This is a genomic window from Mesorhizobium sp. C416B, assembly GCF_030323165.1.
In the GTDB taxonomy this organism is placed as follows: domain Bacteria; phylum Pseudomonadota; class Alphaproteobacteria; order Rhizobiales; family Rhizobiaceae; genus Mesorhizobium.
Genome location: NZ_CP100471.1, coordinates 1,350,173 through 1,370,260, shown reverse-complemented (window position 1 = coordinate 1,370,260; position 20,088 = coordinate 1,350,173). Strand labels below are relative to the sequence as shown.

Genomic DNA, 20,088 nt, shown 5'->3' with positions numbered 1-20,088 from the left:
CTTGTGTGGGACGAGCAGTGGGGGTTACGGTCATTCCCAAAAGAGCAGGGGTTACTGGGAACGGGGCAACCTCCATCCAAACCGTTTGCGTGCTACACGGCGGCAACATGCGCCAAGCGCTGTTCGAGATAGCTTCTCAGTAACGCCGGCTTACGGATGCGGGGCGCAAGGATCTCCAAAAGTGGACGATTTCGCAATATGGCGGGTAGTTCGCCCGCTCGGGCAGCGAGTGGCATACTGTCGAATGCGCCGATAAGTAGCTCTTTGAAAAACCACAACTCAAACTTGCCCCGTAGCCACGTTTTTTGGCCTTCGATAGGGAGGCGACGCATCCAAGTCCGGACGAGCGCCTTTGATACTCCGGAGTCTGTCAAGCCGCACTCCCTTGCGAAGACGCTAATAGCTCCCGGCCTTTTGCTTACTTTGCCGTCGCCTCGGATTTCGAAGATGAGGTGCAGGCGTACATTGTTGTAGTTAGGCTTCTCTCCCAATGATCTCGCAGCGATACACCATGCCATAAAAGGCCGAATCCTCGATGCGAAGGCTATGGAGCTCAGGTTCAGAACGGAGAGGAGTCTTTTAAATTCGGCGTCTCGTCGCCGAAGCTCAGAATATAGCCCCACTAAAATTCTGACCGCCTCTTCACTGACTATTGTATTTTCGATAGAATATGTCTCTGTTACGTATACTATTTGCGGCAGCGGGGGAAGTCCTAACAAATCGTCATTGTCTTTGTCAGCAAAAAACAGGCATCTATCCGTATCAATCCCAGAATCTTCGATTGCCCTTATTACTTCAACAAGTTCCTTCTTTCCTCGGCAGACATAAACCTCTATGTCGGAACCAGTGATAGTCGATCCAATCGCATCAAGATAGTAATGCTTATCATGTTTTCCTTCCAAGAAGGCGTGAAATGCAGAGTCGCCCGGGCTATAGGTTATACGGAACTCATGAAAGACAGCGATGCTGGAGCGTGCCTCACGGATTAACTGTTCTGCGTAATCTCCCTCCATAGAAGCCAACCTTATTTTTCGCTACGGATTTGGGTTAGGCGACGCAGGTCGACAGCATATGGCCTAAGCTCGTTGTCATAAATGAATGGGCTATGGGTAACAGCAAGAACGAATTTACAGCGTTCACTTAGCACGATGTCGGATAGAAACTTCTTTTGCCACCGAACAGACAATGAGAGTTCGGGCTCGTCAATCACCATTATCTGGTCGGCATGGTCATCTAGATAGAGATTCGAAAAAACGGATACTATCTGCTTTTCTCCAGATGAAAGCATGCTGAGGTCTATATTATTTCCTTGTTCGTCCAATATAGACAATCGAAATGAGATCTCGTCATAGACGAACTTTTTTCCGGGCTGCAGATATTGATTGCACACATCAATAAACGAAGATATATTTCGTTCTCTACCTTCGATATCACGTGTGGCTGAAACTAGCCTGCTAAAATAATGCGCAAGATAATTCTCATTGCTTGTAAGCTCAGACTTATCTTTCTCTTGTATCGCCTGTATCTTCACAAGAAGGTGAACTTTGTCGGCTTTTGAGAGAGCATCTTCGCTAACTCTATCCAATATGGACACGATATTTTCGTCCGTCAGTTTGTCAATTGACCGTTTGTTAAACCGGTCCGCTCTGCCTCGGATGACGTCTCTTAAATAGCTGCCCGATAGGTTGTTGTATTGCGCCAGCGAGTAATCTCGGAGCGAGCGAGTGGCGTTCTCGATGTTCCGCCTCACATCCTCCATGCCGAAACTGACTAATTCAACGTAGTAGGTGCCGGAGCGGGATTTCGCCATCTCCGACCAGCCAGATAGCCCTTCAAATTGCCGCATGCGTTTTTCAAAGTCAGGGAATATGTCTTTGATGTCCTTCTCGATGCGGCGATAGGTCGGGAGATATAGAAGGCGTGATCCAACCAACTCAGAAAGCTGTCGCTCTATCTGCAGACGACCCGCTGAGAATAGGTCGTTTTCGGTAGAGAATCGCCGGACCAGAGAGCGCCGAAATTGAGTTAGTTCCTCAACTGGCATGTCTAGGGCAGCGGCAAGGGTGTTTCGAACCGACTGGGACCATTGCCGCTGGTCGAAGAACGGCTCTAAAAGGTTGTGTCTCGACAATCGCTCGAAGTATATTTTATACCGAGACGAAGACGGCAATGATGTGAATGCCTGCTGAAATTCGACAATTCCACTAATATCCTCTCTTTTGGCAATAATTTCGACATCGCCAACAGTTACACTAAGCCGGGAGAACCGATACTCAAGGAGTCTAACCCACTGCCTGCTTAGAAACAGATAAAAAATGTTAGCAACTGTACTCTTGCCAATCCCGTTTGGCCCTACAAGGATTAGAGCGTTGTCCTCTAATACTAATTCAACGTCTCTCGTTTCGAACAAGCCGCTGATAGAGAAATTCGTAATCGCAGCCAAAATGTCACTCCGAGTTCTAGGTCCAAAGCTAACTAGTTCCCCTCCCATACCGCTCCACTGCGACCATGGGCACACAGATAAGGTGCCGTCGATCTTCCCTCACCAGCACGAACACCGCATTGAAAACCAATGTCGGCCCTAACCCGAGCCGGTTTGGCCGCTTCCTGCTGTCAGCCGGTTTTAAGAAGGCGTGATCTGGTTCGACGAAGGGGGGCCGGCATACCGAGGATCGACGGTTATATTAATGACGGGTGCCACAACATTGTTGTTGTGAACGTAAGCCGATGCACCCGCCAAACCCCTCATCATGTTTGCCTGTCGGACCATTGAGCCAAGCATGAAAAGATCGACAATCTGTCCAATGCCAAGCAGCCCAAACGTCAGAAGCCACAAGATACCAGAACCGGTGCGCCCTGTGTAGAAACGATGGAGTCCGCAAACGAGAAAAAAACCACCACACCATAGTACGAAAGCTACAACACCGGATTTCATTTTGTTCCCCCAAGAGATTCTAACAATAACTCAAATCGAGAATTTGGAAAGGGTGGCGACAGCAAATCCGCAAGCTTTGCGGTACTGTCTGCAATTCGCTTCTTAGATGCCGGTTTGGTCTAACCAGATCGCCGTTTTGCATGCCTTGGTGCGGGAGTGCATCTGCTTTGCGCTGACGCACTTCCGAAGGTATTTAAAGGAAGCATCGCAGCCAGCCGGAAGGCCAGAAGAGGCCGTTCACCGCTGCCGAATTGACGGGAATGGGTTTGACAAAGGTCTGATCGTGAAGCCAAGAGGCAGACTCTAGAATGGTCGATGGGAGAAAATTTCTCTCTGACGACAACTCGAACACCACGTGGCAGGAAATGCCGAACGGGAGTCAACCGCCAGATAGTGGCCAAGCAGGAAGCGGACCTAATTCGACTCCTTGCGTTCCAGCCAAAATAGCTAGCCAACCCACACATTTCAGAACCACCTTGTCACAGCCGGGTTCTTTTTTACCGCCCGCCAGCCGCCGCATTTGCGCAATACAGAGCAGCTTTACCGTCCTTGTTTTCGAGCGAGCGAAGACACGTATGGAAAGGGCTGAAATAGATGTACATGGCCATCGCAACCAAAATGGCAGCGCCGATGATAGAGGCCACCTTGATATGAACGTTCATATGGGGCCTACGGCGAGAGTTGGAGATATCGGCAGTTGGCGTAAAATTTGCCGGTCTGCCATATGAATTTGTGTTCCCGCTGGTCTACCGTGGTGCAGCTAGCGCCTAGCATGGTTTTCCCGGTCTGGTTTGTCACCAGCGTCTTGGCGGTATAATTCCAAAAATTGTAATCACCCTTTGTATCCGTTGCCTTCGATAGCTCGGCATAGTCGATGGTTCCGCAAGGGTCAGAGTTTTGAACCGTCGATTGCCACTTCTCGGTTGAGAAGTTCAACCTAAAGGTCTTGTCGAACGTCCAGTTTGTGATCGAGCAGGTCGAACCCTCGACGTTTTCGGAAGCTCTTGCGACCGCTTCGGCGCTAGCAGGATCACGTTTGGCACATAGGGTCACGAACGCTTTCATAATTGCTAGCGTGTCTGTTTTTGATTGCGGCGGTTCCTTACCCCATTTTTCTTTGAACGCTTCCGGATCGCCTTCCGGTGGCGGCTTGCCAGATTCCATCGCCTCGACCAGCGCAGCGAATTTCGGGCAATCCTTGAACTCCCTGTCGGAAGCTTTGCTCAAGTCGCCAACGGCTTTGGAAATGCGTTCTTCGGATTTTGCTTCGTCGGGTTTGGAAACCGTCATTTGCCTGAAATGGCATGTCATCTCACTGTCAACGGGAACATCACAATCAGCGACAATGGCTGTCTTTTCGTCCTCATTGAGAGCGTAAACTGTTCCCGGTGGCTTATCGTCTGCGAACGCTAGCGAAGGCAGGAATGCCAAGGTGAAAAAGACGAACTTGCGCATTTCCGATTGTCTCCCACCACACCATCAGAATTTCTAACTGTACAGCATTCCAGTACCATCGAAATCAGGGTGGCTAATTGATTTGCGGAGTGTGATCGGCAAAAAGCCTTTGGGAACAGGGACTCGAGGTCAGCTCCGGTTCAAGCGAGAGCCGAAATGCCGCCTCCGGGCTTGACTTGGCGGTCCGCCTTGCGTCACAGGCAGGAAAAATCAGCCGCTGGAGAGCGCCCAAATGGCCGTCGCATTCACCTTTCCGGGACAGGGCAGCCAGGCTGTCGGCATGGGGAAGGACCTCGCCGACGCCTTCCCCGAGGCACGCAGGGTGTTCGAGGAAGTCGATGATGCGCTGGGCGAAAAGCTGTCGAAACTGATCTGGGAAGGCCCGGAAGAGGCGCTGACCCTGACTGCCAATGCCCAGCCGGCGCTGATGGCGGTCTCGCTGGCGGCGATCCGCTCGCTGGAAGCGCGCGGCTTTTCGCTGAAGGACAAGGTTGCCTACGTTGCCGGTCATTCGCTCGGCGAATATTCCGCCCTTGCCGCGGCCGGTTTCGTTTCGGTCGCCGATGCCGCCCGGCTGCTGCGCATCCGCGGCAACGCCATGCAGGCGGCGGTGCCGGCCGGCGAGGGCGCCATGGCGGCGATCATCGGACTGGAACAGCCCGACGTCGAAGCCGCTTGCACCGAGGCCGCAACGGGATCCGGCAAAGTCTGCCAGATCGCCAACGACAATGGCGGCGGCCAGCTGGTGATCTCCGGCGCCAGGGCGGCGGTGGAACTCGCCGCGAAACTGTGCACCGAAAAGGGCGCGAAGCGGGCGCTGATGCTGCAGGTCTCGGCCCCCTTCCATTCGGCGCTGATGGCGCCGGCGGCCGATGTCATGCGCGAGGCGCTGGCCGGCGTGACCAAGAATGCACCGGTGGTGCCCGTCGTCTCCAACGTCACTGTAGTCCCGACCAGCGACCCCGACGAGATCGCGCGCCGCCTGGTTGAGCAGATCACCGGCCGCGTGCGCTGGCGCGAAACGGTGGAGTGGTTCGGCGCCAATGGCGTCGCCACGCTCTTTGAGATCGGCGCCGGCAAGGTGCTTTCCGGCCTGGCGCGGCGGATCAACCGCGACATCGCCACGTCAGCCGTCGGAACGCCGGCCGATGTCGAGGCGGCGCTGGCCGCGCTTGCATAATCCACTGGCGATTCAACCCCTCCCGTGGGAAGGGTGTTCTCTTAAGATCAGGAGACGAAAATGTTCGAACTGACCGGCCGCAAGGCGCTCGTCACCGGCGCATCCGGCGGCATTGGCGAGGCGATTGCCCGGGTGCTGCATGCGCAAGGCGCCATTGTCGGCCTGCACGGCACCCGCATCGAGAAACTGGAGACCCTGGCCGGCGAACTCGGCGACCGGGTAAAGCTGTTCCCGGCCAATCTTGCCGACCGTGACGAGGTCAAGGCGCTTGGTCAGAAGGCCGAAGCCGAACTCGAAGGCGTCGACATACTGGTCAACAATGCCGGCATCACCAAGGACGGCCTGTTCGTGCGCATGGCGGACGCGGATTGGGACAGCGTGCTGGAGGTGAACCTCACCGCCGTGTTCCGGCTGACCCGCGAGCTGACCCATCCGATGATGCGCCGCCGCCATGGCCGCATCATCAACATCACCTCGGTGGTCGGCGTCACCGGCAATCCTGGCCAGACCAATTATTGCGCCTCCAAGGCCGGCATGATCGGCTTTTCCAAGTCGCTGGCGCAGGAGATCGCCACCCGCAACATCACCGTCAACTGCGTCGCCCCGGGCTTTATCGAATCGGCCATGACCGACAAGCTCAACGACAAGCAGAAAGACGCGATAATGGCCGCGATCCCGACGCGCCGCATGGGCACGAGTGTTGAAGTGGGGTCGGCCGTCGCCTATCTCGCCTCCAACGAGGCAGCCTACGTCACCGGCCAGACCATCCATGTCAACGGCGGCATGGCCATGATCTGACGGGATACTGCCGGGTGATAAGAAGACATGGCCGGCTTGTGAAAAGAGACCATTTCGCCTTGGACCTCAGCCATTTTTCGTGTAATGCGGCCCGCAACCCGGCGGTTCGGGCAAAAACCGGTCCGGCATCGTTGCGTTTCCGGCAGGACCATCTTTCAGCTTGATTAGCGGCATTCTGCCCGCTAACGAAGACAGACAAACAAAAGACGAGGATGCCCCAAATGAGTGACACCGCAGAGCGCGTCAAGAAGATCGTCATCGAACATCTTGGCGTCGATGCCGACAAGGTGACGGAGCAGGCGAGCTTCATCGATGATCTGGGCGCGGACAGCCTCGACACGGTCGAACTCGTCATGGCCTTCGAAGAAGAGTTCGGCGTCGAGATCCCGGACGATGCGGCCGAGACCATCCTGACCGTCGGCGATGCCGTGAAGTACATCGACAAGGCTTCGGCCTGACACTATCCGCAGTCATCACCGGGGAGGACCTGCGATGAGGCGTGTCGTCGTCACGGGCCTTGGCCTGGTTTCGCCGTTCGGCATGGGCTTCGAGCACAGCTGGAAGGAACTTCTGACCGGCCGCAGCGCCGCCAAGCGCGTCACCGAGTTCGAAGTGGAAGATCTTGCCTGCAAGATAGCCCACGTCATTCCGCGCGGTGACGGCACCAACGGCACGCTCAATCCCGAAGCCGTGCTCGAGCCCAAGGAACTGCGCAAGATCGGCGACTTCATCCTTTACGGGATTGCGGCCGCCGACGAAGCGCTGAAGGATTCCGGCTGGGAGCCCAGCACCGAAGCCGAGCGCTGCGCCACCGGCGTCATGATCGGCTCCGGCATTGGCGGCCTCGAGGGCATCGCCGAGAACGCTATCATCCTGAAAGAGCGCGGACCGCGCCGTATCAGTCCATTCTTCATTCCCGGCAACATTATCAACCTGGTATCTGGCCAGGTATCGATCCGGCATGGGCTGAAAGGCCCCAATCACGCCGTCGTCACCGCCTGCTCGACCGGCGCGCACGCCATTGGCGATGCCGCCCGGCTGATCATCTTCGGCGATGCCGACGTGATGCTGGCCGGCGGCGCGGAATCGCCGGTGACCAGACTATCGCTTGCCGGCTTCGCTGCTTGCCGGGCACTGTCCACCGACCGCAACGACACGCCTGAGAAGGCCTCGCGTCCCTATGACCGCGACCGTGACGGCTTCGTCATGGGCGAGGGCGCCGGGGTCGTCGTGCTGGAAGAACTCGAACACGCCAAGGCGCGCGGCGCCAAGATCTATGCCGAGGTCACCGGCTACGGCCTGACCGGCGATGCCTATCACATCACTGCACCCGCCGAAGACGGCGACGGCGCCTTCCGCTGCATGACGGCGGCGCTGAACCGGGCAAAGCTGACGCCCGCCGACGTCGACTACATCAACGCGCACGGCACCTCGACCATGGCCGACACGATCGAACTCGGCGCCGTCGAGCGGCTGGTCGGCAACGCCGCCTCGAAAATCTCGATGTCATCGACCAAGTCGTCGATCGGCCATCTCCTGGGTGCCGCGGGCGCCGCCGAGGCGATCTTTTCGATCCTCGCTATCAGAGACAACATCGCGCCAGCCACCATCAATCTTGACAACCCGGAACGCGAAACCGCGATCGATCTTGTTCCGAACACGCCACGGCATCGCCAGGTCGACGTGGCGCTGTCCAACTCCTTCGGCTTCGGCGGCACCAACGCTTCGCTGGTATTCCAGCGTTATACAGGCTGATTGCGGTATCGACCGGCGCGCCAGCGGTCTGTCGTCAATTTTGCCATATTCAAGCATACTCTGCCGCTGGGGATTCGTCGCATCGGCCTGAAACCGAAGGCGCTTTTTTTAAAAGCACGATGCGTAGGCTTGAAATGTTAGGGCACGCTGTGCGTCCAATCGGGCGCATGGTCGCTCTAAGAGATCAGATGGTAGGGCGCTAATGAACACCAATCCGGGCGGCAGCGGACAATTCGGACAAAACCAGCAGACCGGCCCGATCGTGCCGAAGACCGCGGCCGAAGCTTTGCGCCCGGAAGCCGGCACACCACCACCAAAGCGCTCGCGCGCCTCGCGCAGCCAAGTCGTCGTGTTCATGAACTTCGTCATCTCCGCGGTGATGTTGATGATCCTCGCCGCCGGCGTTTCGCTCTATTTCGGCAAGCAGGCATTCAACGAACCGGGCCCGTCGGTGGCCGGCGACACCTTCCTGGTCAAGCCGAGCACCGGCGTCCAGGATATTGCCGACCAGCTCGAACGGCGTGGGCTGATCAGCGATGCCCGCATCTTCCGCATCGCCGTGCGGGTCTATGGCAATGATTCAGCGCTGAAGGCAGGCGAATACGAGATAAAGCCGCGCGCCTCCATGCGCGACATCATGGAGCTTCTGAAGAGCGGCAAGTCGGTGATGTATTCGCTGACCATTCCCGAGGGCCTGACGGTCGAGCAGGCGCTGCAGCGCATCGCCGAGCAGGATGCGCTGACCGGCGACATGCCGGCCGCCAAGCCGGCTGAGGGCAGCCTCGCCACCGACACGCTGCGCTTTACCCGCGGCGCCACGCGCCAACAGATGGTCGACAAGCTGCTCGCCGACCAGAAGAAGTTGGTCGACGAGGTCTGGCAGCGGCGCGCGCCCGACCTGCCTCTGGCCAATGTCGACGACTTCGTCACCTTGGCCTCGATCGTCGAAAAGGAAACCGGCCGGGGCGACGAGCGCTCGCGCGTTGCCGCCGTCTTCCTCAACCGTCTGGCCAAGGGCATGCGGCTGCAATCCGATCCGACCATCATTTACGGCCTGTTCGGCGGCAAGGGCAAACCCGCCGACCGGCCGATTTATCAATCTGACATCCAGAAACAGACGCCTTACAACACCTATCTGATCAACGGCCTGCCGCCGACGCCGATCGCCAATCCCGGCCGCGCCGCGCTCGAAGCCGTCGCCAACCCGTCGAAGACCGATGATCTCTATTTCGTCGCCGACGGCACCGGCGGCCACGTCTTTGCCACCACGCTTGCCGAGCACAATGAGAACGTTGCCCGCTACCGGGCACTGCAGAAGAAGCAGGCTGAAGACGCCGCCAAGGGCGCCAAGACTCCGGGCCAGACCGATGCGCCGGCGGATGGCGACGACAACGGTGACGCAAGTGGCGATGCCGCCGGTGACAGCGGTGATGCCGGCGGCGATACGGGTGCCGCCCAGTAGCAGGTCGGCGCTTTCAGACGGATCGACCTTAAGCAACGCGGACAGAGGCGGACGCGCTGCTGCTTGAACGAACAGCGCGGTTCGAAGCGTTTTCGGTCTTGCTCGGGTGCCTCTGCTTCTCGATTTCAGCCCTGCGAGATCGAAAACGACAGCGGAAATCAACATCTTGCCGGTATTGCGATTCTGACATTCGCGCCGCCCGTGATATCGAACGCATGCGCAATTATTAGAATCGGACCATCAGGGAGACACGAGCCGCATCATGAATTTGCAGAGCATGACCGGATTTGCACGCACTGTTGCCGAACATGACGGCGCCTCGATCGCCTGGGAGGTCAAGTCGGTCAACGGCAAGAGCGTCGAGGTCAGGTTGCGGCTGCCGCAAGGTTTCGAGCGGCTCGAACCGACTGTGCGGCAGACGCTGCAGAAGCGCTTTTCGCGTGGCAATTTCCAGGCGACGCTGACCGTCGGCCGCGCCGCCGGCCAGCAGGCGCAGCCAGTGGTCAACGAAGCCTTCCTCAGGGATCTGGCGGGCTTGGCCAAGCGGCTGCAGGACCAGTTCGGTGTTGGTCCGGCAACTGCCGACGGTCTGCTTTCCCTGCGCGGCGTGCTCGATATCCCTGAAACCAGCGAAACCGAGGAGGTGCGGGCAGCACTCGACGCGTCAATCCTGTCCGCACTGGAAACGGCGCTTACAGGCCTCGAGCAGGCACGCCAGAGCGAGGGCGAAGCGCTGCGTTCGCTGCTTTCCGGCCATATCGACGCCATCGAGGCGTTGACGCTTCAAGCCGAGGCCGACCCGTCGCGCGAACCGGCGGCGATCCGCGAGCGGATCGCCGAACAGGTGCGGCTGCTGATGGATGCGTCTGCCAATCTCGATGCCGGCCGGCTGCACATGGAAGCGGCGTTCCTGGCCACCAAGGCCGATATCCGTGAAGAGATCGATCGGCTGAAGACGCATGTGGCGTCGGGCAGAGCGCTGCTGGCAAATGGCGGCGCCATCGGCCGCAAGCTCGATTTTCTGGCGCAGGAATTCAACCGCGAATCGAATACGCTGTGTTCCAAGTCGAACGCCGCCACTGTCACCGCCATCGGGCTGGAACTGAAGGCGGTGGTCGACCAGTTTCGCGAACAGGTCCAGAATCTGGAGTAAACCCGAATGGGTGGCAAGGAGCCGATGGTTGCCAGGGATCTCGGATCCCGCATTCGCCGCCGCGGGCTGATGCTGGTCCTGTCGTCGCCGTCGGGCGCCGGCAAGTCGACGATCGCGCGCAACCTGCTGGAAAGCGACGGCAGCCTGGAATTATCCGTCTCGGTCACCACCAGGCCACGCCGCGGCTCGGAGATCGAGGGCGTCCACTATCACTTCCGCACCACGCGCGAGTTCGAGCGGCTGCGCGATTCCGACGCGTTGCTCGAATGGGCCGAGGTGCACGGCAATTGCTACGCGACGCCGCGCGAGCCGGCTGAACTGGCGCTGGCGCAGGGCCGTGACATGCTCTTCGACATCGACTGGCAAGGCGCCCAGCAGCTCAAGGAGAAGATGCGCGCCGACATCGTCTCGATCTTCATCCTGCCGCCGTCGATGAAGGAATTGAAGTCGCGCCTCAAGCGCCGCGCCGAGGACCAGGAGCACGTGATCGAGACCAGGCTGAAGAACGCCCGCAACGAGATCGAGCACTGGAAGGAATATGACTTTGTCATCGTCAACGACGATCTCGACCGCGCCTTCGCCGAAGTGCGTGGAATCGTGACGGCGGAAAGGCTGCGGCGCGACCGCCGGCCCGGGCTGTTCGATTTCGTCTCGGGGTTGCTGGACGAGAAGACGGAATAGGCAGCTGTCGTTCCCGATGGCCGGCTGTCCCCATGAAGGCGTCTTTGGCAAAGGATCTGGCAATATGACGCTGTGGGCATCTGTTACTGGCTGGCGATATCTTTTATGAGTTCTGCCAATGGGGTTTCCTCGCCAGCAAAGCTCTCAATCATCGCATTCAGGACGTTTTCGCGACCGAGCATATCGGCATTGAATGGGAATCCCGCATTCTCCATCAGCATTGCCAGAAAGGTAAGCTGCGTGCGGCCGTTGCCTTCGCGAAACGGGTGGACGGCATTGATTTCGGCCAAAACATGCGCGGCCCGAACGGCGAAGGCGTCGAGGTCGAGTTCGCAGAGATAATCACCGTCGGCGAGTTCGCCGAAAATTCTATGCATTTCCTGGTTGATATACTCAGGATAGCAGAACCAGTTGCCCCCCTTGCCGATGCGGATGGTGCGAACCTCTCCCGCCCATTCATAAACGTCCTGGAACAGGTGATGATGGACAGCCTTGTAGTGCTCGAAATCCAGACGGCCTGCGGCGATATGTTCGTCGGCCCTGGTCAGGAAAAGTGCCAACTCGAATTCATCGAGTTGGGCTTGGTCTTTGATATTCAGCCTGTTGCGGAGAACGGTCGTGCCTGGGTAGCACAGCGGATCATGTTCAGCGGCATAGACCACCTGCCGATCCTACTTCTTGCGGGTTACTTGGTCCTTGATAAGCGCCCTGCGCTCATCCCCGCTCAGGCCGCGCTCACGGCTTTCCTTCAGAATGAAGCCCATACGTTGCGATAGCTTCAAGCCTTCAACCGCGCTGATTTTTTCGCCCCTGCCGCTGGTCAGGACAAACTGGCCATTTTGGGTCGGCCGGAGGCTTGAGGTACTCTTTTTCATATGACGACAATATCACGCTCGGCGACTCACCGGCAACTGCATGCCGCTATATGCTGCTTGTCGTCGCTGTCACACAGGATGCGATTTGGGTCCTCGGCCGCGCTAGCGCCGCCGGTCAAACCGCGTTCGTCAGCCGCACGAATTCCTCGACGCTGAGCGTCTCCGCACGCCGGGTCGGATCGATGCCGGCGCGCGTCAGCAGTGCCTCGCCACCCAGGCTCTTCACGCTCTGCCGCAGCATCTTCCGGCGCTGGCCGAAAGCGGCTTCGGTGACGCGGCCGAGTTTTTTCACGTCGGTTGACAAAGGGTTGGCGCGCGGCACCAGATGCACCACCGACGACGTTACCTTGGGTGGCGGCGTGAACGCTTGCGGCGGCACGTCGAAGGCGATCCTCGCCTCGGTCCGCCAGCCCGCCAGCACGCCGAGCCGGCCATAAGCATCGCTGCCGGCACCGGCGACAATGCGCTCGGCCACCTCGCGCTGGAACATCAGCGTCATCGATTGATAGAAGGGTGGCCAGCCCGCCACGGTCAGCCAACGGATCAACAGCTCGGTGCCGATATTGTAGGGCAGGTTGGCGGCAATCCTCACCGGGCCGCCTTGTGACGCGGTCTTGGCAAGAGCGGCAAAATCCGTCTTCAGAGCATCGCCGCTGATCACCTCGAGCCGGCCCGGATAGTGGTTGGAGACCTCGGCCAAGGCCGCAAGGCAGCGTTCGTCGCGCTCGATGGCCACGACCCGGCGGGCACCGGCAGCGAGCAGCGCCCTGGTCAGCCCGCCGGGGCCGGGGCCGACCTCGATTACCGTACTGTCGCTAAGGTCCCCGGCGACGCGCGCGATCTTGCCGGTCAAATTGAGGTCGAGCAGGAAATTCTGGCCAAGCGCCTTCTTTGCCTGCAGTCCATGGCGCTCGATCACCTCGCGCAGCGGCGGCAGCCCGTCAATGCTCATGGATTTTGGGCTCATGAATTTTGGGCTCATGATTTGGGCTCATGATTTTTGGCTCATGCAACTGCGGGCTTTGCGCCGGTATCGGCCAGCCGGCGGGCCAGCTTCAGCGCCGCGATCAGGCTGTCGGGACGTGCGATGCCCTTGCCGGCGATGTCGAAGGCTGTGCCGTGATCGGGCGAGGTGCGGATGAACGGCAGGCCAAGCGTGACGTTGACGGCCTCGTCGAAGGCCAGCGCCTTGGCCGGGATCAAGGCCTGGTCATGATACATGCAGACCGCCACGTCGTAGCCGGCGCGGGCGCGCGCATGAAACATCGTATCGGCCGGCAGCGGTCCGAAGGCATCGATGCCTTGCGCCCGCAACATGTCGACCGCAGGACGAATGATGCGCTCGTCCTCTGTCCCCATGGCGCCGCTTTCGCCGGCATGCGGATTGAGGCCGGCAAGCGCGAGCCTCGGCCTGGCGATGCCGAAACGGCGTGCAAGATCGCCGGCGGTGATGCGCGCGATGGCAACGATCAGCTCCGTCGTCAGCGTCTTCGGCACCTCGGCCAGCGCGATGTGGATGGTGACCGGAACGGTGCGCAATTCGGGGCCGGCGAGCAGCATCACCGGCGTCACCGTGCCGCCGGTGTGGAGCGAGGCCAGATGCGCCAGATATTCGGTGTGACCGGGAAAGCCGAAGCCGGCATCGTAAAGCGGCTTCTTCGCGATCGGACAGGTGACGACCGCGGCCGCGTGACCGGCAAGGCAGTCGGCGACGGCGCGATCGATGGCCTCGATGATGCCGGCGGCATTGGCCGGGTCGGGCCGGCCGGGATCGTCGGTGAAGTGGGCCGCCAGCGGCACCACGGGCAAGGCGTGTCGAAAGACACCAGCTGCTTGGGCCGGCACCGTCTCGGCGATTGCCACCGCCGCGCCGAGCCGGCGCGCCCGCGCGGCAATCAGCGCCGGATCGGCGAGAAGATAGAAGGGCGCGGCACCGGAACCGCGGGCGCTCTGCCACGCGGCAATGGCGATTTCCGGACCGACGCCGGATGGATCGCCGACGCTCAGCGCCAGCGGAAGCTCTGTCTCACGCACGGCTGGGCCGGTTCAGCGCGTAACGATCTTGGCTTTCGCCTTCAGCTCTTCGACATATTTGGCCGAGAGCTCGTCGGCGTTCTTGTCGCCGCTGCGTTCGCTCTGGAACACCATCTGGGCCGCCTTGTCGTCGGAAACCTCGCGCGACGAGCAGATGCCGATGAATTCAATGCCGCGATCGGTCTCGCGCACGGCCGTGGCGCCGCCCAGCTTGGTGGCCTTGATCTGCTCAGCCCAGTCCGGCGGCAGTTGCGGCGCCAGCAATCGGGGGAGGTCGCGAACGGTGACGTCGATCAGGCCCTTGGCGAATTCACGCGTGGTGTTGCAGCCATTGAAGCGGGCGCGCATGGCTTCGGCCTCGCGCTTGCGTTTGGCGAGTGTGGCACTGCGCTCGGCCTTCGGTACCACGAAGATCACCTGCTGCAGCATGTACTCGGTGGCACTTGGCTTGGCGCCGCCTTTTTCGAGCATGCGCTTGACCAGATCCTGTTCGCTCACCTGCCCGCCGCCGCCGCTATAGCGTGCGCTCAGCGCCTGATTCCACGCCATCTGGGAGCGGATGAATTCCTTGAAATGCTCCTTGGTCACGCCGGACTGCGCCATGACACCGTCGAGCTGCTTGAACTGCATCTTGTTGCTCGAGGCAAAGCGCTGATAGGCAGCCTCTACCTGGGCGTCGGAGATGCGGATGCCGAGACGCCTGGCCTCCGCCATACGCAGCGTCTGGTCGATCATTTCCTGACCCGCGTCACCCTTCTTGCGCTGCAGTTTCAGGAAGGCAGCCCGGTGCGCGATGTCGCCGGTGGTGATCGGCATGTTGTTGACGACATACTTGATTTCACTGGCGAAGGCCGGCGGTACCATCATGGTGACAGAGACCGAGGTCGCCGCGAACAGGAGCGCGAATCCTGCCGAAAACAGGTATTTCCTCATCGAAAGCATCCCAATTCTAGCCCGGTTTTGGCCGATTCCAGCCCGATATTGGCGAAATCCGTGCCCGCTTTATGCGGCAAAACGATGTCGTCAGCCGGCTCTACTGGATGGAGTCGATCGAGCTTTGGGACGAGCCGAAATCGCCGAGCGTGCGGAACGACAGGTTGAAGCCGACATTCTGCGACACCTCCTTGGTGTTGATGTCGCGTGATTCCGAGTACGTCATCAGGTAGGTGAAGCAGGAATCATTGTAGGCAAAGCCGACGCCGTCCTTGACCAGCACGCTTTGTTGCAGGTCGTAGGTGCCGGTGCCGAAGACGCGCCAGTTTTCGGCCAGGTGCGTCGAGGCGCCGAGCGTGACTTCGTGGCGATCGGTGGTGAAACCATAGAGCGGCTGCGCCTGGATGAAGGCGTATTTGGCGCTCAGCGAAACCGGCAGCCCGGAATAGGCGGCCTTCACCTCGGCACGGCGAACTTCGAAGGTCTGCTCGTCGAAGCGGCCGCTGAGCGAACCGGAGAAGCCGCTCGGGCTGCTGAAGCCGACAAGGCCGACATAGTCGGAGGTCGAAGTCTCCAAGCCGGAATCGGCGCCCGCATTGACCAGATCCGGTGAATCGAACGAGTTGCGGCCGCCCAGCTGGTAGGATTGGCCGAAGATGGCATTGGTGCCCCAGCCATTGTCATAGGCGCCGGAATAGCGGAATCCGACATTGGCGCGGCTGCCGCCTTCGACGCGGTCGTAGCCGGAGAACTTGTCGCGCTCGAACAGCGTCGTGGCATCGAAGACGAAGCTCTGTGCGTCCTCGTTGGGAACGGCGAGCCCGCCGACATACTGCTCGTTCGGGCGCATGAAGACCTGCGCCATCGGCTCGACGATATGGCTGGAGCCGGCCATCGAAAACAGCACCGGCCAGCGCATCTCAAGGCCGGCGGTCGCCATGTAACGGGCGAAGGAAGACCGCATGTCGTCGGCGGCACCGACATTCGTTGCCATCTGGTTTACCGCAGTCAGCGAAGCCGAAGAAGCGTTGAGATAGTCGACGTCGCCCTGCAGAGCCAGAAGGGGCGTCAACTGCAATCCGCCGTCCGTGGTGAAGGTACGCTTCCATTCGGCTTCGGCGGTGAGGCGACCGGATTCGCCCTCGATGCCGCGCACGCGCTGGACGCCTGAGCCCGGCACATAGGGGGTAAAATAGGCCTGATCGAGATCGTCGCGGCGAATGACTCGTGCATTGACGTTGAACGACAGCTGGCCGCCGGCCACCGACATGTCGGGGATGTAGGCATAGTCGAGCGACGGCAACACCCAGGGCTGCTTGTCGCTGCGCGATGCGACGTTGCCGTCCGGTGTGTTTTCCTGAACCTGGAAGCGCATGGCGCGCACATCGAAATAATTGCGGTCGTTTAGGCCGGTCAGGTAGACCGACGATTGATGCACGGCGTCGTTGTAGCCTTCGATCGTGTAGGTACGCGAAAAATTTTTGTCGGTCTGAAGCAGGATATCCCAGCCGAAGTCCCAGCGCGGATTGATGGCGAACTGGCCTTTGGTGCCCATCATCCCGCGGAATTTGTTCGGATCGCCTGCTGGCCCCGAATTGACATTGTAGCCGCCGGGGAAAGCCGCGAAATCACGGAAAGCGCCAGGGTCCTGCTGGTTGATTCCGGCAAGCTTCAGCGTGTATTGGCCATTGTTGAAGCGCTGGCGCCACTCGGCCTCGCCGAGGAAACCCTGCTTGGTGTAGCCGCTGCCGGTAACGGTGAGGTCGTAGGTCGGCGACAAAGCGAAGTAGTAGGGGACTTTGACGCCGACGCCGAGACGATTGTTGTAGCCGATGCTGGGGATCAGGAAGCCGCTTTTGCGCTTGACCGTCGGGTCGGCGATCTCGAACGCCGGCAGATAAGCCAGCGGGAAACCGAAGAATTCGAAATTCGCGTTCTCGAAGCGAACCGTTTTCTTTTCGCCGTTCCAGATGATCTTCCTGGCTTTGATCCGCCAGGTCGGCGCCTTGTCCGGCTTGTCTTCGCAAGGCTCGCAGGCCGTATAGACGCCGTTGTGGAACGTTGTCAGCACCCCGCCCATGCGCTCGGCGCTTTCGGCGGCGAAATAGGCTTTTTCGGGCGTTTCGACGCGCAGCGCATTGACGAAACCGTCAGCGAAATCGTCGGTAATATCGATATGCTGCGAGTTGATCTTGGTGCCGTCGCTGTTGACGATCTCGACATTGCCGCTGGCAACCAGCCGCTTGGTGTTTCGATCATAGACGACGCGCTGGGCGACGAGCTTGTTGCCGCCATAGTCGATCTGGACGCCGCCGATGGCGGTGACCGTCTGGTTGTCGTTGTTATAGACGAGCGTGTCGGCCGCCAGCAGCATCTGGGAGCCGGAGGGAACCTTCGTTGCCACGTCGGTGACGTCCTGCGCCAGCGCAGGGGCCGTCAGCACGCCACAGGCGAGCAGGCATGCCAAGGCGCTCGCCGAATAGAGGCGCGCCAAACCGGCCTGCCTATGGCTGCGCAAAGCCGCCTCCCTCACTAGCCGTCTTCCTTGTATAGCAGGAATGTCACCCCAAAGAACATAGCCACGACAACCGGAACCCATGCAGCCACGGATGTGGGCACGAATCCCGCCACGCCGAATGCCTTGACCAATACCGAAACGACATAAAGCAGAAAGCCGGCGAGGACGCCACCCAGAATCATCGTTGCCGACTGCCCCATCCTCGCAAATCGCATTGAAACTGTTGCCGCAATCAGCGTCATGGCCACAAGCAGGAACGGTAACGCCACCAGCGAATCGAACTGCATGGCGAAGGCATTTGCCTTGAGGCCGAAGGAGCGGGCAACCTCAATCTTGCCGGGAAGGTCGTAAAACGGGATGGTTTCGGGGCGCGCCAGCCGTTCCTGCACGAATTCCGGCTTGAGGTTGGTCGGCAACTGGTCGGTCGTTTCGGAACGGATGTTGCCGTCCTTGAACACCTTGACGTCCTGCAATTCCCAGTAGCCGTCGCGCAGAAAGGCCCGCGCCGCGTCCTTGCGCTCGACGATATTGCCCTGCGGATCGAGGACGAAGAACACGGTGTCGGCCATTTCCAGGCCCTGGTTCAGGATGGCGCGGGCGCCGATGATGGTGTCGCCCGAGTTGGTTTTCTGGCGGATCCACGGCGTGGCATCGGCCGCCACCACGTTCGAATTGCCGGATCGCAGCTGGTTTTCCATCTGCTCCGACCATGAGAAGCCATGCGCGGCGATCGGATTGAGCACGCCGACCGACAATATGCCGAATATCAGCGCACCGATGCAGCAGGGCAACAGAAACTGCCAGGCCGACACTCCGGCCGATCGCGCAATCACCAGCTCGTATTTGCGGTTGAGCGACACCAGCGTCGCCATCGCCGAGAACAGGCCGACGAACGGCACCGTCTGCAGCATGATCATCGGCATCCTCAGCGCCGAGATCGCGACCGCCGTGCCGTAGGTGAAGCCCGGCAGGCCGGTGATGCGGCCGGACAGCTCGGTGAAGTCGATCAGGAACACCAGCGCCAGAAGGCCGATGAAGAACCAGATCGTGATCGACACGTAGCGAAAGAAGAAGTAGCGGCCCAGGGTCCAGCCCATCGTCAGGCTCCCTGGCCGGATGTGTAGCGCCGATTTAGGCGCAGCTTGAGCGCGGTCCAGCCATCGCTGACGCGGCCGGCGAAATTCGTCATCCAGTCGGCCCAGCTGCCGGGCAGTTCCATGCTTCGCGAGGTGACGATGAACCAGATGGCGACCGCCGAGGCGATGACCGGCACGCCATAGACCATATAGGCGTATTGCGGGATCTTGTCCGCCTTGCCGGCGGCAAAGAAGCCCAGCCAGCGCACGAACAGCGCAATGGCGATGGCTGTGATCAGCGGGTGGATGCGCGCCTCGCGGTGTGAGCGCGCATCGCCTGCGACCGCCAGCGCGATCAGCGCGAACACCAGCGAATAGGACCATTCGGAAAAGCGCTGGTCGAGCTCGGCCTTGTAGGCGCCGGGCCTGCGCTGGAAGATCTTGTCGTTCGGATCCGGGTTGAGCAGGTATTGCGTCGTTCGGTCCTTGGGCAGGAGCATGATATCGTTCGCCGCCGACATGAAGGCGGAAAGGTCGAAGGCGTAGGACGTGAAGCGGATGACCGACAGATCGCCGGTCAGCGTCTTGCGATGAATGACGCCGTCATTCATCATCAGCACCTTCTCATCACCCTTTTCGACGACGCTGCCGCTCTTGGCATAATAGATCAGATTGGCGCCTTCCTCGCGCGAATCGGCCACGAAGATGCCGCCGAGCCGGTTGTCCGGCAGCCGCTCGCCTATCTGCAGGAACAGCCCGTCGTCGATCTTGCGGAACGTGCCTTCCTGGATGATCAGCGACAAGAGATCGGCGCGCGAGGATGCGATCAGCTGGCGGTTCTTCTGCCTGGCATAGGGTTCGACGCCATTGTCGACCGCGAAGGAAAAGACGCTGGCCGCCAGCGCGATCAGCAGGACCGGCCGCACAATCGTCCAGCGCGAGGCGCCGGCGGCGTTGATGACGGCCAATTCCGAATCGGAGTTCATGACGCTGAGCGTCTGGGCCACCGCCACCACCAGGGCGAACGGGACCACGATCGGGATGATGGTGGGGATGATGAGGCCCGCGACCTCGAAAAAAGTCAGCGCCGATTGGCCACTATCGGTGACCAGGTCGATGCGGGCAAGCACCTGCGTCGTCCAGACAATGGCCAGCGTCCAGATCAGCGCAGCGAGAAACACCGCCAGTGCGCGACGCATGATGTAGCGTTCAACGACCTTCATGTAAGGCTTT

General features: G+C 59.9%; 19 protein-coding genes. 7 read left to right on the top strand and 12 right to left on the bottom strand.

Annotation, left to right across the window (positions count from 1 at the left end; all coding sequences use genetic code 11):
• Positions 1 to 92: 92 nt before the first annotated feature.
• From NLY43_RS06985 to NLY43_RS06970, 4 genes are all read right to left on the bottom strand, one after another.
• Positions 93 to 1,013, bottom strand: coding sequence for a DUF4435 domain-containing protein (locus tag NLY43_RS06985; protein ID WP_023711940.1), 921 nt, complete (start codon positions 1,011 to 1,013; stop codon positions 93 to 95).
• Positions 1,014 to 1,024: 11 nt separating this feature from the next.
• Entirely contained in the window at positions 1,025 to 2,443 is a 1,419-nt protein-coding gene (locus NLY43_RS06980) for an AAA family ATPase (protein WP_023713394.1), read from the bottom strand.
• Between the two features lie 180 nt (positions 2,444 to 2,623).
• Positions 2,624 to 2,935, bottom strand: a complete 312-nt coding sequence (locus tag NLY43_RS06975) for a TM2 domain-containing protein (RefSeq protein ID WP_023711938.1) — start codon at positions 2,933 to 2,935, stop codon at positions 2,624 to 2,626.
• Between the two features lie 669 nt (positions 2,936 to 3,604).
• Entirely contained in the window at positions 3,605 to 4,390 is a 786-nt protein-coding gene (locus NLY43_RS06970; RefSeq protein WP_023711936.1) for a hypothetical protein, read from the bottom strand.
• Between the two features lie 232 nt (positions 4,391 to 4,622).
• Here NLY43_RS06970 and fabD point away from each other — a divergent pair, with 232 nt between their 5' ends.
• From fabD to gmk, 7 genes are all read left to right on the top strand, one after another.
• A complete protein-coding gene (fabD, locus tag NLY43_RS06965; protein WP_023711935.1) occupies positions 4,623 to 5,570 on the top strand; it encodes an ACP S-malonyltransferase in 948 nt (315 codons plus the stop codon).
• A 60-nt stretch (positions 5,571 to 5,630) separates the two neighbouring features.
• Positions 5,631 to 6,368: a 3-oxoacyl-[acyl-carrier-protein] reductase gene (fabG, locus tag NLY43_RS06960; RefSeq protein WP_023693966.1), complete on the top strand. Its 738-nt coding sequence runs from the start codon at positions 5,631 to 5,633 to the stop codon at positions 6,366 to 6,368.
• A 221-nt stretch (positions 6,369 to 6,589) separates the two neighbouring features.
• On the top strand, positions 6,590 to 6,826 hold the full coding sequence (locus NLY43_RS06955) for an acyl carrier protein (RefSeq protein ID WP_006203723.1): 237 nt from the start codon (positions 6,590 to 6,592) through the stop codon (positions 6,824 to 6,826).
• Positions 6,827 to 6,860: 34 nt separating this feature from the next.
• Entirely contained in the window at positions 6,861 to 8,123 is a 1,263-nt protein-coding gene (gene fabF, locus NLY43_RS06950; RefSeq protein ID WP_023685687.1) for a beta-ketoacyl-ACP synthase II, read from the top strand.
• Between the two features lie 202 nt (positions 8,124 to 8,325).
• Positions 8,326 to 9,585 carry an endolytic transglycosylase MltG gene (gene mltG, locus NLY43_RS06945; RefSeq protein ID WP_023672727.1) on the top strand — a complete coding sequence of 420 codons (1,260 nt, stop codon included), beginning with the start codon at positions 8,326 to 8,328 and terminating at the stop codon, positions 9,583 to 9,585.
• Between the two features lie 262 nt (positions 9,586 to 9,847).
• Entirely contained in the window at positions 9,848 to 10,738 is an 891-nt protein-coding gene (locus NLY43_RS06940) for a YicC/YloC family endoribonuclease (protein WP_023695597.1), read from the top strand.
• Positions 10,739 to 10,744: 6 nt separating this feature from the next.
• Positions 10,745 to 11,419 (top strand): guanylate kinase, encoded by a 675-nt coding sequence (gene gmk, locus NLY43_RS06935; RefSeq protein ID WP_023672729.1) that lies wholly within the window; start codon positions 10,745 to 10,747, stop codon positions 11,417 to 11,419.
• Between the two features lie 83 nt (positions 11,420 to 11,502).
• Here gmk and NLY43_RS06930 read toward each other — a convergent pair whose 3' ends face one another.
• The 8 genes from NLY43_RS06930 to lptF form a co-directional block, all read right to left on the bottom strand.
• A complete protein-coding gene (locus NLY43_RS06930) occupies positions 11,503 to 12,081 on the bottom strand; it encodes a Fic/DOC family protein (RefSeq protein WP_023711934.1) in 579 nt (192 codons plus the stop codon).
• 9 nt (positions 12,082 to 12,090) lie between these two features.
• Positions 12,091 to 12,294, bottom strand: a complete 204-nt coding sequence (locus NLY43_RS06925; RefSeq protein ID WP_023693963.1) for a hypothetical protein — start codon at positions 12,292 to 12,294, stop codon at positions 12,091 to 12,093.
• 115 nt (positions 12,295 to 12,409) lie between these two features.
• On the bottom strand, positions 12,410 to 13,246 hold the full coding sequence (gene rsmA / locus NLY43_RS06920; protein WP_023711933.1) for a 16S rRNA (adenine(1518)-N(6)/adenine(1519)-N(6))-dimethyltransferase RsmA: 837 nt from the start codon (positions 13,244 to 13,246) through the stop codon (positions 12,410 to 12,412).
• A gap of 53 nt (positions 13,247 to 13,299) precedes the next feature.
• A complete protein-coding gene (gene pdxA, locus NLY43_RS06915; RefSeq protein WP_031199443.1) occupies positions 13,300 to 14,328 on the bottom strand; it encodes a 4-hydroxythreonine-4-phosphate dehydrogenase PdxA in 1,029 nt (342 codons plus the stop codon).
• Between the two features lie 12 nt (positions 14,329 to 14,340).
• On the bottom strand, positions 14,341 to 15,270 hold the full coding sequence (locus tag NLY43_RS06910) for a peptidylprolyl isomerase (RefSeq protein ID WP_023711932.1): 930 nt from the start codon (positions 15,268 to 15,270) through the stop codon (positions 14,341 to 14,343).
• Between the two features lie 91 nt (positions 15,271 to 15,361).
• Positions 15,362 to 17,794, bottom strand: coding sequence for an LPS-assembly protein LptD (locus NLY43_RS06905; RefSeq protein WP_023711931.1), 2,433 nt, complete (start codon positions 17,792 to 17,794; stop codon positions 15,362 to 15,364).
• Entirely contained in the window at positions 17,794 to 18,876 is a 1,083-nt protein-coding gene (gene lptG, locus NLY43_RS06900) for an LPS export ABC transporter permease LptG (RefSeq protein WP_023711930.1), read from the bottom strand. The genes NLY43_RS06905 and lptG overlap by 1 nt, the downstream gene beginning before the upstream one ends.
• Before the next feature lie 2 nt (positions 18,877 to 18,878).
• Positions 18,879 to 20,078 (bottom strand): LPS export ABC transporter permease LptF, encoded by a 1,200-nt coding sequence (gene lptF / locus NLY43_RS06895; RefSeq protein ID WP_023672737.1) that lies wholly within the window; start codon positions 20,076 to 20,078, stop codon positions 18,879 to 18,881.
• Between the last annotated feature and the right edge of the window lie 10 nt (positions 20,079 to 20,088).